Raw genomic sequence first — 15,316 nt, 5'->3', positions numbered from 1 at the left:
AGGTGGGCATGGTAACGTGTGCACTGTCTGCGGTACATCCGCTGCATGTTGTTTGCTTATCAAAGGAGCACATTATGGCAACCGCTACTCGTAGCACCGTGATCAACGATCCCGTGGGCATCCACGCCCGCCCGGCCGCGCAGTTCGCGCAGGCCGCCGGCGCGAGCGGCTGCACCGTGACCATCGCGAAGGGCGACGGCGCACCGGTGCAGGCCGATTCGATCCTCTCGGTGATGGGTCTGGGCGTCAAGCAGGGCGACACGGTGGAGATCACCGTGGAAGGCGACAACGCCGAGGCCGTGGCCGACGAGCTCATCAACACGCTGCTCGCCGTCTGATCCGCGGTACACATCGCATACGGAAAGGCCCGCGGTTCGCAGTACGCGATCCGCGGGCCTTTCCGTATGCGCCCTTGTGCACGCCGATCACCGCTGCGGCAACAGCTCGCAGAACAGCGCCTCGAACACCAGCTGCGGATTGACGTTGCCGATCAGGCGGCGGCGCGCCACGGCGATGCGGTCGAGCCGTTCGATCACCTGTTCGCGGCGCAATGCCACCGACAGGTCCACGATCGCCTTGCGGTTCTCCACGTTCACGAGCCCCACCGAGCCTTCGGCGTCGTTCTGCAACACCGCCACATCGCGGTAGACGCTCGCCACCGAGTTGAGCGCGCGGTCGAGCACGTCGCGCTGGCGGCGCGTGGCCTGCCGTTTGAGCTCATCCTTCTTCGTCAGCGCGTTGTACATGCCGCGCAGGCTCGGCGGCACGCGGTCGTCCTCCCCCAGCCCGTTGACGCGCCGGAACTCCTGCTGCGCGCGCTCGGCCTGCCGGTCCACGTCCGCCTGCGCCTGCGCCTTCGCGCTCGCGATGAGCGAATCGGCGAGCAGCACGGCCTGCGAGGCGCGCGCCAGGCCCAGCACGCCGACCACGAGTTCGTCGCGGTCGGCGAGCACCTGCGCATCGCGCGCGTAGAGCGCGGCGATGCCGATGTGCCCTTCGGCGAGACGCGCCACACGCGCCGCCGTGCCCCGGTCCGCGCCGCAACTGCGTTCCAAGTACGCGGCCACATCCGCGTCGTCGGGCACGCCCAGATTGACGATGCGCGTGCGCGAGCGGATCGTGGGCAGCACATCCTGCGCGCTCGGCGCACACAACAGCCAGATGGTGCGCGGGCTCGGCTCCTCGATCTCCTTGAGCAGCACGTTCGTGGTGCGTTCGAGCATGCGGTCCACATCTTCGATGATGATGATGCGCCACGGCGCCGTGCTCGGTGTCTGCTCGGCCGTGCCGATGAGGCTGCGCACGTCGTCGATGCCGATCGTCACTTTGTCGGTCGTGAGCGTCGTCACGTCGGGGTGTGTGCCGGCGAGCACCTGCTCGGTCACGCGCGTCGGCGTTTCGGAAAGCCCGTGGTCGGGGCTTTCGAGCGCCGCGGCGAACGCGCGCGCCACATGCGACCGGCCTGACCCGGGCGGCCCGCAGATGAGCCACGACTGCGCCAGAGCACGCCCGTCGCCGCTGCTGACGGCGCGCAGCTGGTCCACCACGCGCGGCTGGCCCACAATGGAATCCCATACACTCATACGGATTCACCCAACCAGATTCGCACTGTCTTGGCAAATCACCGCGGCGATGCGCCCGATCGGCTCGCGCGCGTCGAGCACGAGGAACCGCTCGGGTTCGCGCTCGGCGAGATTGAGGAACGCGGCGCGCGTGCGGCGGGCGAATGCCGCGCCGGCCGACTCCATGCGGTCCTGCTCGTGTTCGAGTCGGCCGAGCGAGACCTCCGGGTCGATGTCAAGCAGATACGTGCGCGCCGGCAGCAGGCCGCCCGTGGCCCACAGGCTCAACGCGCGCACGTCGTCGGCGGTCAGTTCGCGGCCGCCCGACTGGTAGGCGAGCGACGAATCGAGGTACCGGTCGGTGATGACGATCGCACCGCGGTCGAGCGCGGGGCGCACGACCTGCGCCACATGCTGCGCGCGGTCCGCGGCGAACAGCAGCGCCTCGGTGCGCGGTGCGATCGGCTCCGCCCCGTGCAGCAGCAGCTGGCGGATCCGCGTGCCAAGCTCGGTGCCGCCCGGTTCGCGCGTGACGACGACCTCACGGCCGCGCGCACGCCAGAACTCGGCGAGACGCTCGACCTGCGTCGTCTTGCCGGCGCCGTCGACGCCTTCGAACGAGATGAACAGTCCGCGTGTGGTCGGTGTGGCCATGCGCTCGCACCCGTCAGCGGTTCGGCACGACCGGCGGCCGGCTGTAGCCGTCGTGTTCGGCCATGTATTCGACGTCGCTCTTCACGGTGGCCGCGGTGGTGCCGAGCTCCTTGGCGATGCGCGAGTTCGCCCACCCCTGGTCGGCGAGTTCACGCACCTTGCGGCGGCGCTCCTCACGCGCCTTCTGCGCGGAACCGGTCGATGTGGCGGCGGACTTGGACTTCGCCTTCGTGGCGGACTTGCGCCCACGGCGCTTGGTGGGGCCGGCCGCGCGCTTTTCGGCAAGCAGACGGAATGCGTCCTCGGCCGAGATCGTCTTGGGGTCGTACTGCTTGGGCAGCGACCGGTTCGTCTCGCCGTCGGTGATGTACGCGCCGTAGAAGCCCTCTTTGATCGTCACCGGCTTGTTCGTGGCCGGGTCGTTGCCCAGCTCGCGCAGCGGCGGCTTGGCCGCACGCCCACGGCCACGGCCGTACTTGGGCTGGGCGAACAGGTCGCGCGCCTGCTGTTCGGTCACGGTGAAGATCGCGTCCTCATTTTCGAGCGAACGGGTCTCGCTCGCCCCGCCCTCGACCGTGCGCGTCAGGTACGGGCCGTAACGGCCGTTGTTCGCCGTCACCGTCACATGCTCGATCTCGCCGGTCTTCGCGTTCGGCTCATCAGCCGCATACACCTCACGCGGCAGGCTCAGCAGGCGCAGCGCATCCGCGAGCGTGACCGTCTCGGGGCTCATCGACTTGAACAGCGAGGCCATCTTGGGGCGTTCGCCCTCCGCCTTCTTGGATTTCTTCGCATCGTGCTCGTGCGCGGCCTGCTCCTGGCCGGGCATCACAAGCGCCACATATGGGCCGTAGCGCCCGTTGCGCACTTCCACCGTGCCGCCGGTGGCCGGGTCGGTGCCGAGCACGCGCGGGCCGCCCGCGTTGCTGTCGATCAGCTTGCGCGCCTCGGCCACAGTCAGCTCATCGGGGGCGAGCGTGTCGGGGATCGTGGCGCGCTTGGGGTTGCCCTCGGCGTCCAGATGCGCACAATCCTCCAGATACGGGCCATAGCGCCCCACGCGCACGGCCAGTCCGTCGCCGATCTCGATCGTGTTGATCGCGCGCGCATCGATCTCGCCAAGCTGCGCGACCTGCTGCTGCAGGCCCTCATGCACGTCGTGCGCGGTGTGCGCGGCATCGCGCCCCGTGCCGAAATAGAACGCAGTGAGCCATTCGCGCCCGGTCTCCTTGCCGTGCGCGATCTGGTCGAGCCCGTTTTCCATGTCCGCGGTGAACTGGTAGTCCACGTACGTCGGGAAGCGCGTCTCCAACAGCTTGGTGACGGCGAACGCGAGCCACGACGGAATCAGCGCGCGGCCGCGCTCATACACATATCCGCGATCCATGATTGTGGAGATGATGCTCGCGTACGTGGACGGACGGCCGATCTCTTTCGCCTCAAGCGTCTTGACGAGCGACGCCTCGGTGTAGCGCGCCGGCGGCTGCGTCTCATGTCCGTCGGCCTGCACGCCGGCGGCGGTGAGCACCTGGCCTTCGCTCATCGGCGGCAGCGACGCCTCGTCGCTCGCCTTCGCCCGCCCCGAGCCGAGCACGCGCAGGAAGCCGGGGAACTCGATCACGGTGCCGGACGCCTGGAACACCGCCTCGCCGAAGTCCGGCGAAGGCGCGGTGAAGCGCGCGACGGCCGTGGAACCGGTCGCGTCGGCCATCTGCGAGGCGAGCGTGCGCTGCCAGATGAGTGTATAGAGCTTGAGCTGGTCCGGCGGCAGCGTGCTCGCGAGCTCGTCGGGCGCGCGGAACCGCGAACCCGCCGGGCGGATGCATTCGTGCGCTTCCTGCGCGCCAGCCGTCTTCGTGGCGTACTGCTTGGGCTGCGGCGCCAAGTACTGCTCGCCGAACTGCTGCGCCACCGACTCGCGCGCGGCGGCGATCGCCTCGTGGCTCAACGTGACCGAATCGGTACGCATATATGTGATATAGCCGTTTTCGTACAGGCTCTGCGCCGCGCGCATCGTCTGGCGCGACGACATGCCGAGGCGGTTGCCGGCGGCCTGTTGCATCGTCGACGTGGTGAACGGCGGTTGCGGACGGCGGCGGTACGGCTTCTTCTCGACCGACGAGACGAGGAAGTCGGCGTCGCGCAACGTGTCGGCGAGCGCCGTCGCATCGGCCTCGGTCAGCTGGCGCACATTGTCGTGCGCAGCCGCGTCGGTCAGCGTGCCCGCGGCGGTGAAGTCCTTCGAGCCGGCCACGCGACGGCCGTCAAGCGTGGTCAGGCGCGCGTCGAAGCCGGTGAGTTCGCCGAGCGCATCGGGGGCCTGCAGTTGGGCCACCACATCCCAGTATGGGGCGCGTACGAACGCCATGCGCTCGCGCTCGCGCTCCACGATCAGGCGCGTGGCCACCGACTGCACGCGGCCGGCGGACAGGCCCGGCCCCACCTTGCGCCACAGCACCGGCGAAAGCTCATAGCCGTACAGGCGGTCGAGGATGCGGCGCGTCTCCTGTGCGTCGACCATGTGGTCGTCCACTTGGCGCGTGTGTTCGAGCGACGCGCGGATCGCCTCGGGCGTGATCTCGTGGAACACCATGCGCTTGACCGGCACCTTCGGCTTGAGCGTCTGCACGAGGTGCCATGCGATCGCCTCGCCTTCGCGGTCCTCATCAGTCGCCAGATAGAGTTCGCTCGCGTGTTTGAGCGCGGACCGCAGTTCGGAGACCGTCTTCTTTTTGTCGGCGCCCACAATGTAATAGGGTTTGAAGCCGTCGTTCACGTCCACGCCGAACTTGCCGTACTGCGCCTTCTGGTCGGCGGGGATCTGGCTGGGCTGCGCAAGGTCGCGGATATGGCCCACTGACGCCAGCACGGTGTAGCCCTCACCCAGATACCCGCCGATCTTCTTTGCCTTGGCGGGAGACTCGACGATGACGAGCTTGCTACCGGTAGTCATGCTCTTCTCCTTACACTTACGCGTTTCGAGACGTCATATTACTCATGCCGTGTGCACAGCGCACGGACGAGGTGTGGCGCATAGCTGAAAACACGGCTGCCGCAGGCGGTCATGCGGCCGCCTTGCGCGGTGGCGCGGGAGGCTCGCCTATCAGGCCGAGGCGCGTGAGCGGGGCCGCGGTGATCTGCCGCATCATCAGCACCATGCCGTTGACGAGCCCGGCGAACCCGACGACCATCGCGGTGGCCGCGGCACAGGCGCCCGGAGCCGCCCACGCCGAGGCGTACTGCAATCCGGGGAACACCTGCCACAGCACATAGGTGCCGTATGCGATCGCGCACAATCCCAATGTGATGAGCGCGGTGGCGGCGATCTGCACGCTCGGCGACGACGCACGGCTGCCCGTGCGGTCCATGCCCGAGGCGCGCGTGCAGGCGAGCGTGAACATCATGCACGCGCCGGCGATGCACACCGACATCACCACGTCCACCGGCCGGTGCCAGCGGTCGTAGATCACGCTCACGCCCACGATCGACATGAACACGGTGGACAGCACCGACGCGCACGCGCGCCATGCGCGCGGCACCGCGGCGAGCAGCATGAGCCCGGCCGCCGCGGCGAGCATGGTATGGCCCGAGGGGGCGGAATTGTTGACCGACGACTCCACATGCACGAGCAGCGGGCGCGGCAAAAGCGGTTTGAGCAGCTTTGCCGCGGCGAACGCGACGGCCGCGAACACAGCGAGCTGGCCGAGCAGCCACCAGCGTTTGCGCGCCGCCGCCACAAGCATGGCCGCGGCGCCGAACGCGAGGCTCACGCCGATGACGAGCCCCGATTTGAGATTGCCGAAGCTGAGCCATGCGGGCATCGTGTCGGCGAAGTTCATGATGGCCAGGTCTTCGTAGCTCTGGCCGTCCACCGTGTGCACACCGAGCCAGTAGACAGCTGCCGCGACCGCCAGGAACACCACGCTGAACACCACGCACAGCACGACGCTCGATGTGCGCGGGCGCAGGGCGAGGGGGTCGGGCTGAGCGAGCGAGGCGTCGATCTGCGCCGACAGCGGGTCTTCCGGGGTGGGCGCGGCAGCCGGAGTGGCGGCCGGCGCGGCGCTGCGTTCCTCGAGCGGCGCCCACTGCGCGGTGTGTTCCGGTGTGGGGGCGTTGCCGGGGGTAGCGCCAGACGCCCTGTCGGGCGCCGGGGCGGACGACCAGCTGGGTTCCGGGGCGTTGGAGTCGGCGCGAGGCTCGTCTGCGGAGGCGGATTCGTGTTGTGTCATGGCTACGACTGTACGAGCACGAGTGAACCTTGGCGCCGAACACGACTGTCCACTGCTTCCCCCAGACAAACGTCACGTCCTCGGCCACCACGCACGACAATCCTCTGCGTTCTTCAGACGAACATCACGCGCCAACCGCGTAGACCCCGTGCTTGCGCGAGGAGATTGCAATGGCATGAACCGAACAGTGCGGGCATGGGTATTCCAGACGGGGCAGTCAGCACCTTTTTGCTACGGGTAGTGCCTCCTGCGTTACGGGTAGTGCCTTGCCGTGCCACCACACAACATGATCCGCCGTTTTCCAACGGTCACAGGTAGATTCTGGCTGCGAGGACGCTACCCGTAGCAGAGAAAACACTACCCGTAGCGATGAAGGAGCCGCCATAGCGGCGATGAACATGTGGAAGTTCATGAATTCGCTATGTACGTCACCGCAATGGCCACAAGTGTCGACGGCCAGTCACCAACAGCCACGCGAGACGCAATTGATAGCCGTGTATGGGTGACCTCAGACACCAACGTCCATCTCAAGCGGCTCCAGCGGCCTTCCGTGACTGAACCTAGACATCTACAGCCACGTAGAGCGCAATCGGTGGTAGTCCCTGTCTGAGCCCAGACAGGAACTACCACCGCAAGGCATTCCTTTGATGGAAACGACTCCCCACCCCAACACAGCTTCGGCACTGGCATCGACTGGAACGAATTACACACCAGCGCCCGCTATCCAAACAGCACCGACTAGAAAGCCAAAGCAATAACTCGTTGACCTATATGCCCCACTTTGGCCTATACCCCACGGATAGTGAAACCACACACATTTGACTTCTATACGACCAATATGCGCCGATGAGCGAGAAGGAGAAGATTGTGCGGGTATGGAAAAACCTCCGCGCACCCACCAGAGGCCACTTACCCTTGCTGCATTCCTGCCCTGGGGGGATTGGGTGACGTAGTGCCACGCGGAGGCTTTGACCAGTGTACACCATGCCGGGACCAAGTGGAACCGGCTGTGGCGTCAGGCCTTCCAGACGTCCTTGCCGTCGGCCTTCGCCTTGGCGACGTCGGCGTTGAGCTGGTCCTCGGTCGCCTCGACCGTGCCGGCGATGAACTCCTCGACGAGCTGGCGTGCCTCATTGTCCTCATGCTGCACGGCCGGGGACTTCATGAAGTACGACGACGGCGCGAGGATCGGACCGGCCAGGCCGCGGTCGAGGGCGATCTTGGCGGCACGCAGCGCGTCGATCACGATGCCGGCGGAGTTCGGGGAGTCCCACACCTCGAGCTTGTATTCAAGATTGAGCGGCACATCGCCGAACGTGGTGCCTTCGAGGCGCACGAACGCGAACTTGCGGTCGTCGAGCCAGGCCACGTAATCGGATGGGCCGATGTGCACATTGTACGGATCCATCTCGTGCGGCACCACGGAGGTGACGGCGCGGGTCTTCGAGATCTTCTTCGACTCCAGGCGCGAACGCTGCAGCATGTTCATGAAGTCCATGTTGCCGCCCACGTTGAGCTGGTAGGTGCGGTCGAGTCGCACGCCGCGGTCCTCGAACAGGCGGGCCATCACGCGGTGCGTGATCGTGGCGCCGACCTGCGACTTGATGTCGTCGCCGACGATCGGCACGCCGGCGTCGCGGAACTTCTGCGCCCACTCCGGGTCGGACGCGATGAACACGGGCAGGCAGTTGACGAACGCGCAGCCGGCGTCCATCGCGGCCTGCGCATACGCCTTGTCCGCTTCCTCCGAGCCGACCGGCAGGTACGAGATCAGCACGTCGACCTTCTTGTCGCGCAGCACTTGGGCCACGTCCACGGGCTCCGCGTCGGATTCCTCGATCATCTCACGGTAGTATTCGCCCAGACCGTCGTACGTGGGTCCGCGCAGCACTTCGACGCCCAGCTCGGGCACATCCGCGAATTTGATTGTGTTGTTCTGCGATGCGCCGATTGCCTCGGACAGGTCCTTGCCCACCTTTTCGGCGTCCACATCAAACGCCGTGACGAACTCGATGTCACGAACCCGGTAGCCACCGAAATTGTTGTGCATCAGGCCCGGGATCTTGTCTTCGTCTTTGGTGTCTTTATAGTAAGTGACACCTTGCACCAGCGACGAGGCGCAATTGCCCACACCGGCGATAGCCACGCGAATGCTCATCTGAAACGACTCCTCCAAAGTTGCGTGCGTTCATACAACCTTCAAGCATACCTTCACACCCCCGCAATTGCCATCACGGGGCGGTTCGACGATAGCCGAAGCGCTGGAAAACCACAGATTGCGGCCGTTTGCCCACCCCTCCCGCAGACAGCCGGACCCCATATTTTCCATTGGCGAACCCGCCTTTTTTCAGGTGGGACGATTACCGTGGTGCCCATGGCTTCACATACACGCACCACAAGCTCACGCCCCAATGGCGCCAAGCCGCGCACCGCCGCCTCCGGTTCCACCGGCAAGGCAGGCTCCTCCACGCGCCGCACCGCCACGCGTTCGAGCAGTACACGTCCCAGTGGCAGCCGCAAGCATTCCAACGGCTCCAAGCAGCCGAAGAACCGCAAGAAAGGGTTGTGGTGGAAGATCCTGCTTGGTGTGATCGGCGCGATCCTGCTCGCCGGCATCGGCTTGTTCATCTACCTGTATGCCACCACGGACATCCCCCAGCCCGAAAAAGTGGCGATCGCCGAAAAGACGAACATCTATTACAGCGACGGCACCACCCCGATCGGTTCGATCTCGTCGCAGAACCGCGAGATCATCGACTGCTCCGTGCTGCCCGACTACGTGGGCAACGCGATCGTGGCGTCGGAGGACCGCTCGTTCCACACGAACAAGGGCATCGACATCATGGGCATGGCCCGTGCGCTCTACAACAACCTGACCACCGGCTCGCGCCAAGGTGGCTCGACGATCACACAGCAGTACGCGGAGCGGTATTACCTCGGCGAAACCACGTCGTACGCCGGCAAGATCCGCGAGGCGATCCTGGCGATGAAAATCGCGAATTCGCAAGACAAAGACCAGGTGCTGTGCAATTACATGAATACGATCTACCTGGGGCGCGGCGCGTACGGCATCCAAGCCGCGGCACAGTCGTACTTCGGCAAGGACGCCAAGGACCTCACCGTCTCCGAGGCGGCCATGATCGCCGGCATCATCCCCGCGCCGAGCTCGTGGGATCCGCAGGAGAACCCCGAGCAGGCGAAGAAGCGCTTCGACCGCGTGATCCGCATCATGAAGGAGGACGGCTACATCACCGACGCCGAAGCGGCCAGCGCCCAGTTCCCGCAGGTCAAGGAGTACACACTCAGCAACGACTTCGCGGGCCCGAACGGCTACCTGCTCTCCACCGTGGAATCGGAGCTGATCAACGCCAAGGCCTTCAACAAGGACGAGCTCGAAACGGGCGGCTACAAGGTGGTGACCACCATCGACAAGGCGTTGCAGGACCGCATCCAGGAGGTGGGCGACGAACGCCCCGAGGGCATGCCGGAAACACTGCAGGTGGGCGGCATAGCCGTCGACCAGAAGACCGGTTCGGTCAAGGCGATGTACGCCGGCTCCGACTACCTCAAGCAGCAGCTCAACAACACCACGCAGTCCACGTTCCAGCCCGGCTCCACGATGAAGCCCTTCGGTCTGGTCGGCGCCGCGCAGAGCGACGTGAGCTTCGCGACGCTGTTCAACGGCAACTCGCCCGAGGAGTTCGAAACCACACCCGGCACCTTCGCCGAAGTGCCGAACGCGCTCGGCATCAGCTGGGGCAACATCAACCTCAACCAGGCCACCGCGAACTCGGTGAACACGGTGTTCATGAACGTCAACGAGCACCTGACGCCGGAACGGTACGCGCAGATCGCGCATGACGCCGGCATCAGCGGCGACATCCAGACCGACACGCTCTACAACATCCTGGGCATCAACTCGCTCACCGTGTGGGATCTGGCGCAGGGCCACTCCACGATTGCCAACAACGGCACGAAGAACACGCTGCACGTGGTGGACCGCGTGCTCAAAGGCGACAAAGACATGTACCAGCCGAACCTCAACACCACCAAGGTGTTCGACGAGAACGACTGCGCCCTGGTGCAGCACGCGATGCTCGGCACCACGCAGTACGGCACGGCCGCCGGCGTGGCAAGCGCGCTCGGCCGCCCGGTCGCCGGCAAGTCGGGCACGGCGAACGACGAGACCGCGGCTTCGTTCGTGGGCTACACACCGCAGCTGATGAACGTGTGGGCCATCTGGAACCCGGGCCCGAACGGCGAGAACCAGGTGGTGCCGCAGTTCGCCGGCTATGGCGTCTCGTCCACTGGCTACCCGTCGCACCTGTTCACCGAATTCATGACGACGGCGGTCGCCGACATGCCGGTCGAGCAGTTCCCCGACGCCGTGGACAACGGCGTGATCGGCGGTCCTGACGGAGACTGGGGTCTGGGCGGCAAGCGCCAGTCCAGCAACAACTACGGCAACCAGCAGCAGGTCCAGCCCACGCCGACGCCGAGTGAAAGCACCACTACCCCGACCACGCCGGCGCCGCAGCCAGAGCAGACGACGCCCGACAAGGCACCGCAGCTGGAGCCAAGCGGAAGCAGCTCGTCTCCAGCCACGCCGGCGCCGGAGCCGTCAGGCAGCACTCCGCCAAGTGAACCGCCAACCGGCAATCAGGGCGGAGGCACCAATCCCGGAGGCGACGCGCAGGGGAACAAACCCCAAGCGTGACAATACGAGGGGTGCAGTTCATCCTGAACAATCAGGACGGCAGCCCCCTCAGCGTATATCAATCACGGGCATCAAAACCGGCATCGACGCTTCAGCACACCATACGTCGCCATCATGCTTGGTTGAGAGCGTGCCACCACATTGTTCGAGGATGCGCGTGCACGCAGCAATGCCTGAGCCGGAGGAGATCCTGATATTCGGCTGTGTGGCACGGGTGTTGCACCACGAGATACGCAATACATCCCCCTGTACATCGGCGGTGAGCACATACGGATGCGTGGAGTCACCATACTTGACCAGATTGCCGAACAACTCGTGAATCAGACCATCGAGCGCGGCCATACGCTCATCGTTGGCTGTGATATACCGCGCGTTGACTTCGACCGATACCAGTCCGTCGAATCCGAGCACATGCACGCGTTGTTTCTGCTGCTCTATCTCCTTCTGTAGAGGCAACGTACGGGGATGTTCCTGAGTAGTAGCTGAGCAATCCCCACCCGATTGCAACAGGTGAATACCTGCCTGCACCGACATAAGTGCATCGTCAACAGCTATGGCGATTGTTGAAAACTGTTCAGCCCGTTCGTCATCAGCGGCTTGCAGTTGACGCAACAGAAGCAACGCATAGACGAGATTGTTGCATGCCACATCATGAAGACCGGAGACAATGACCAATCGCTCGTGCTGCCGACGTTGTTGGGCGCGCTTATGCACTGCTTTCTGCACTGTGCGTACAATAAATCCCGCAGTGGCAACAACGAGCATATTGGCCAGCATCATAATTTCAAGCATCATGGTCGGCGGAGAGCCTGACTGCAGAATCACTACGCGCATCACATGTCGTACAACGACAAATGATATCGAAAAAACTACCGCAAAAGGCATACTGAGATAGCCAAGCACCCCCACGGCTGTCAACCCCACATTGACATAAGATGACGGTGTAGGAATGGGCACTGTATAAGCCAGGCACCATACGATACCAATACCAACGACGCCAATAAGCGGTTTATATGCCAAGAGCCATACACTGGCAATCTCAACAATGACGATGCACCAGAATCCCCAATCGTCTGACCTTACGAACAGATAAGAATCCAAAGCAAGCAATACCGTCCACAGCGCTGCGATACCATGCAGCAACGAATGAGGCACCGACTTGGCACGAACTCGCATGGTAGCGCACAACGGGGCATCGCGGTCAACAGCATTCAATCCATGACTAGAGCATGCCATACCATCGGGCCTTTTCTATGGCTTCACCCCGATTATGCACACCCAATTTCGCAGCAGCCCGTTTGACGAATGCATAGACGGTGTTCCGGGTGATGTTCATGATTCCTGCTACTTCCTTCGTCGATTTTCCTTTCGCATACAAAGACAACACTTCCCGCTCACGCGCGCTTAACGCATCACCGGATACTATGCTCAAACGTCCGCATAAGGCCTGATGAGCCGATGCGGCATCAGGAAAGACACCGGGCTCCATGCTCCCACCTTGGACCAAGGTAGGAATCCACAGCGGCAATCCATGCATGACGACTTTCTTGTTCATAATTCCTTGTGCCCCTGCCATTGCAAGATCTTCTCGATAGTTCTCCGGATCCAGTGCCGTCATACCAAGCATGGCCGGACGAGCCGATTGCCTACGAATGAGCTTGCACAATCCTGGACCGCTCATGGACCCGAGTGCCATGTCCACAAGTAGCACATCCACCGACGGCTGCGCATACAGACAATCATGCACCGCCTGCGCGCAGGAAGTGGTCCCCCATGCCACGGTACACATTTGCGGCTGTGTTTTCAGCCACTGCATTATCGTCCGTAACGCCCATGCATCATTATCGATGACAGCAAGAATTGGCGTGGTCATTCTCCACCTCCCTTTTACCAAAACCTTTCGCATCATCCCTGACACACTTTGGCGAGTTTTTGATATCATCCCCAGTTTGCCTGTCCCAGAAAACTTTACATCGCCTTGTAAGTGAAAACCACTTTTATGCATAGTATCTACACGCAGAGCATCCGCAATCCCAAAACGAAAGGAGCGTTTCTCATGAAACTATTCGCATCCCTCGTCTCGATTTTGCTATTAAGCAATCCAACCACCCTGCCCCATGAGATCCTCACCCCAGATTCCGTCCCATCACAGCAACCGGATAAACATCTCATCATAGAGTGCCCCCCATGGATTCCTCCGTGGTTGTGCAGCTAATCGACTTGGACATGAGCCAGCAATACACATGCATCTTCACCGCCATGGCTTCAGTCATACCAATACCGTGACAATAAGCCACGTCCGGCTGTAGCGGTCCAACATACACAACCAATCGACAATATAGCGCCCGCAAGAACAACAATTGTTGCAAGCGAATCAGTATTTGACCACGAATATGCACGCAACGCAATTCCCATCGATATCTGCCAAGATTGCGTCAACATGTTTACAACAATAAGCCCCAATCCGGCCCATAGACCATAAAACGCATCCAACACCGCCATCGACATAACCAATATAGCCATATCCGCCGTACTATTCACAACAAGCGGCCAGCCGCCAACTGTTCCAAACATCCTTTGTGCGCATATTGTGCTAAACACAGCGCTGCTGAGCGGCACGCAAATCGTCAGCATGAGTCCTTTGAATGCAGCTAGACGAATACGCGACAAACACAAGCACTCCCATGCAATCATTCTCGGCTTTAGGCATACCAATGCTCCTGCAGTGAAAGCAGTTATTAACAGCTCCGCCAACGGCACGATAATCTGCCGCCGCACCATGCCTGCTCCACATTGACTGACACCACTAATCACCATATCGGATGTGTCGACTTGAATCCCGGTACATACAGTATCCGACAGTACGGCTAATAGTCCAGGCTCCCCACGTGTAACTAGCGTCAATATCGCAAACATACAGGAGGAGCCAATCACGAATACCAACCATACCCGCGCATGGCGCGCTGTGAACCAGATACGCAAGGCACTCATCAAGTTCCTCCATCACTCTGAGCAGCATTACCAATCACATCATCTGGGGAGACTTGACATGCACCGAGTGCAGCCTCATGATCTATGACAAATTTGCGGAATTGTTCGTCATTCATTGTCATGAGAATGCGAGCTGCCTCATCTCTGGCTGACCCAGTTAACGTATAGCCGTGTCCTAAACCGGCTAAATTATCCATGCGGTCGGGCATCTGCGTCAAAATGAATGCTGTCACATCGGCGCCATTCATCAATTGATCGTGGTCGAATACATGACGACGCGCCTCGGTAGCGCACTCAGCAGGCAGCCAAATGTCGATAAGCGCCATCGAAAGATCACGGATATCACTGAAGTTGATTGTCGCAGCACTCACCGTATCGGTATGCATCTGTATCACACTTGGCCTCCCCGCTGTTACCATGCGAGAACCGGCCTCCGTCAGATTATAGGGTCGATTCGGGTCTGACGACGTGAACGAATTACCAAGAAGCACAGTGATGGCATGCTGTCGACTCAAAGCCCACTCTGATGGGAACCACGAGGCGAATGATGTCAGCGCCCGAGTATATTTGTCATGCACGGCAGTGTCATCAGGATGCGAGCATACTGTGAGAGCAACACCTTTCACTTGTTTACACATAGGCATAAATGGCTCGCTGCGCATCCAGGGACGAGGACCCATATATCCTATAATCAATCCGACAATGACTATGGGGGTGATGACGGAAGCCGATGCCGCTTTCCATGTCTTCCACCCATAACCTCCCGCGAATACCATGCAGCCAACGGCACAGGAACACAAGACCACCATGAGGAACACGCACCGAGTCACAACAAACCATGGGTCAAGACGCAATCCGGGTTCGAAGCCCATTCCAGAATCCACTACGGGCAATACCCCAGTCCATCTACTGCCCCAATAACGAGGATAGACATTTGATGCCGGCATGCTTGTTCGTACAAAAAAGCCAGAGGCGGCATACAGCAACGCAACCACCAATGAAGGAACAAGCGCCCATTGATTCCCGATGAAGACACCAATGGCGTAGCCGATAACAAACATGATCGCTGGCATCGTCATGCCAAATATCCAACTTCCCCATGGAAACGCAGCTGTAGTTGCATATTGGGTCCTCGTAATGGCAGGCAGCATTGCAACACC

General features: G+C 62.0%; 11 protein-coding genes and 1 other RNA gene. 2 read left to right on the top strand and 10 right to left on the bottom strand.

Going from position 1 to position 15,316, the window contains the following annotated elements:
• The first annotated feature begins 74 nt into the window (after window positions 1-74).
• Window positions 75-338 (top strand): HPr family phosphocarrier protein, encoded by a 264-nt coding sequence (locus PG2093B_RS01140; RefSeq protein WP_022858101.1) that lies wholly within the window; start codon window positions 75-77, stop codon window positions 336-338.
• An 87-nt stretch (window positions 339-425) separates the two neighbouring features.
• Here the strand turns inward: PG2093B_RS01140 and PG2093B_RS01135 are convergent, their stop codons facing one another.
• From PG2093B_RS01135 to PG2093B_RS01110, 6 genes are all read right to left on the bottom strand, one after another.
• Window positions 426-1,583 carry a DNA polymerase III subunit delta' gene (locus PG2093B_RS01135; RefSeq protein WP_129896779.1) on the bottom strand — a complete coding sequence of 386 codons (1,158 nt, stop codon included), beginning with the start codon at window positions 1,581-1,583 and terminating at the stop codon, window positions 426-428.
• 6 nt (window positions 1,584-1,589) lie between these two features.
• On the bottom strand, window positions 1,590-2,216 hold the full coding sequence (gene tmk, locus PG2093B_RS01130; protein WP_129896778.1) for a dTMP kinase: 627 nt from the start codon (window positions 2,214-2,216) through the stop codon (window positions 1,590-1,592).
• 13 nt (window positions 2,217-2,229) lie between these two features.
• Window positions 2,230-5,169 carry a type I DNA topoisomerase gene (topA, locus tag PG2093B_RS01125; protein WP_129896777.1) on the bottom strand — a complete coding sequence of 980 codons (2,940 nt, stop codon included), beginning with the start codon at window positions 5,167-5,169 and terminating at the stop codon, window positions 2,230-2,232.
• A 109-nt stretch (window positions 5,170-5,278) separates the two neighbouring features.
• A complete protein-coding gene (locus PG2093B_RS01120; RefSeq protein ID WP_129896776.1) occupies window positions 5,279-6,448 on the bottom strand; it encodes a phosphatase PAP2 family protein in 1,170 nt (389 codons plus the stop codon).
• Between the two features lie 875 nt (window positions 6,449-7,323).
• Window positions 7,324-7,420, bottom strand: an RNA gene (gene ffs / locus PG2093B_RS01115) — signal recognition particle sRNA small type.
• A gap of 43 nt (window positions 7,421-7,463) precedes the next feature.
• Entirely contained in the window at window positions 7,464-8,606 is a 1,143-nt protein-coding gene (locus PG2093B_RS01110) for an inositol-3-phosphate synthase (RefSeq protein WP_101398245.1), read from the bottom strand.
• 216 nt (window positions 8,607-8,822) lie between these two features.
• Here PG2093B_RS01110 and PG2093B_RS01105 point away from each other — a divergent pair, with 216 nt between their 5' ends.
• Window positions 8,823-11,165 (top strand): transglycosylase domain-containing protein, encoded by a 2,343-nt coding sequence (locus PG2093B_RS01105; protein WP_129896775.1) that lies wholly within the window; start codon window positions 8,823-8,825, stop codon window positions 11,163-11,165.
• Window positions 11,166-11,213: 48 nt separating this feature from the next.
• Here PG2093B_RS01105 and PG2093B_RS01100 read toward each other — a convergent pair whose 3' ends face one another.
• The 4 genes from PG2093B_RS01100 to PG2093B_RS01085 form a co-directional block, all read right to left on the bottom strand.
• Complete coding sequence (locus PG2093B_RS01100) at window positions 11,214-12,401, bottom strand: hypothetical protein (RefSeq protein ID WP_129896774.1); 1,188 nt, start codon at window positions 12,399-12,401, stop codon at window positions 11,214-11,216.
• Window positions 12,388-13,038 (bottom strand): helix-turn-helix transcriptional regulator, encoded by a 651-nt coding sequence (locus PG2093B_RS01095; RefSeq protein WP_165369665.1) that lies wholly within the window; start codon window positions 13,036-13,038, stop codon window positions 12,388-12,390. Before PG2093B_RS01095 ends, PG2093B_RS01100 begins: the two co-directional genes overlap by 14 nt.
• Before the next feature lie 392 nt (window positions 13,039-13,430).
• Window positions 13,431-14,156: a hypothetical protein gene (locus tag PG2093B_RS01090; protein WP_129896772.1), complete on the bottom strand. Its 726-nt coding sequence runs from the start codon at window positions 14,154-14,156 to the stop codon at window positions 13,431-13,433.
• Entirely contained in the window at window positions 14,156-15,235 is a 1,080-nt protein-coding gene (locus PG2093B_RS01085; RefSeq protein WP_129896771.1) for a hypothetical protein, read from the bottom strand. The genes PG2093B_RS01090 and PG2093B_RS01085 overlap by 1 nt, the downstream gene beginning before the upstream one ends.
• Between the last annotated feature and the right edge of the window lie 81 nt (window positions 15,236-15,316).

It is taken from the genome of Bifidobacterium pseudolongum subsp. globosum (genome assembly GCF_004155535.1).
GTDB classification, from domain to species: Bacteria; Actinomycetota; Actinomycetes; order Actinomycetales; family Bifidobacteriaceae; genus Bifidobacterium; species Bifidobacterium pseudolongum_C.
This window is presented reverse-complemented; position numbering and strand designations above follow the sequence as displayed.

Bases quoted from the DNA above. Each gene is read 5' to 3' on its own strand.
- tmk (WP_129896778.1), bottom strand. From the start codon at position 2,216: ATGGCCACACCGACCACACGCGGACTGTTCATCTCGTTCGAAGGCGTC.
- PG2093B_RS01140 (WP_022858101.1), top strand. From the start codon at position 75: ATGGCAACCGCTACTCGTAGCACCGTGATCAACGATCCCGTGGGCATC.
- PG2093B_RS01095 (WP_165369665.1), bottom strand. From the start codon at position 13,038: ATGACCACGCCAATTCTTGCTGTCATCGATAATGATGCATGGGCGTTA.
- topA (WP_129896777.1), bottom strand. From the start codon at position 5,169: ATGACTACCGGTAGCAAGCTCGTCATCGTCGAGTCTCCCGCCAAGGCA.
- PG2093B_RS01100 (WP_129896774.1), bottom strand. From the start codon at position 12,401: ATGGCATGCTCTAGTCATGGATTGAATGCTGTTGACCGCGATGCCCCG.
- PG2093B_RS01090 (WP_129896772.1), bottom strand. From the start codon at position 14,156: ATGAGTGCCTTGCGTATCTGGTTCACAGCGCGCCATGCGCGGGTATGG.
- PG2093B_RS01120 (WP_129896776.1), bottom strand. From the start codon at position 6,448: ATGACACAACACGAATCCGCCTCCGCAGACGAGCCTCGCGCCGACTCC.
- PG2093B_RS01110 (WP_101398245.1), bottom strand. From the start codon at position 8,606: ATGAGCATTCGCGTGGCTATCGCCGGTGTGGGCAATTGCGCCTCGTCG.
- PG2093B_RS01135 (WP_129896779.1), bottom strand. From the start codon at position 1,583: ATGAGTGTATGGGATTCCATTGTGGGCCAGCCGCGCGTGGTGGACCAG.
- PG2093B_RS01085 (WP_129896771.1), bottom strand. From the start codon at position 15,235: ATGACGATGCCAGCGATCATGTTTGTTATCGGCTACGCCATTGGTGTC.
- PG2093B_RS01105 (WP_129896775.1), top strand. From the start codon at position 8,823: ATGGCTTCACATACACGCACCACAAGCTCACGCCCCAATGGCGCCAAG.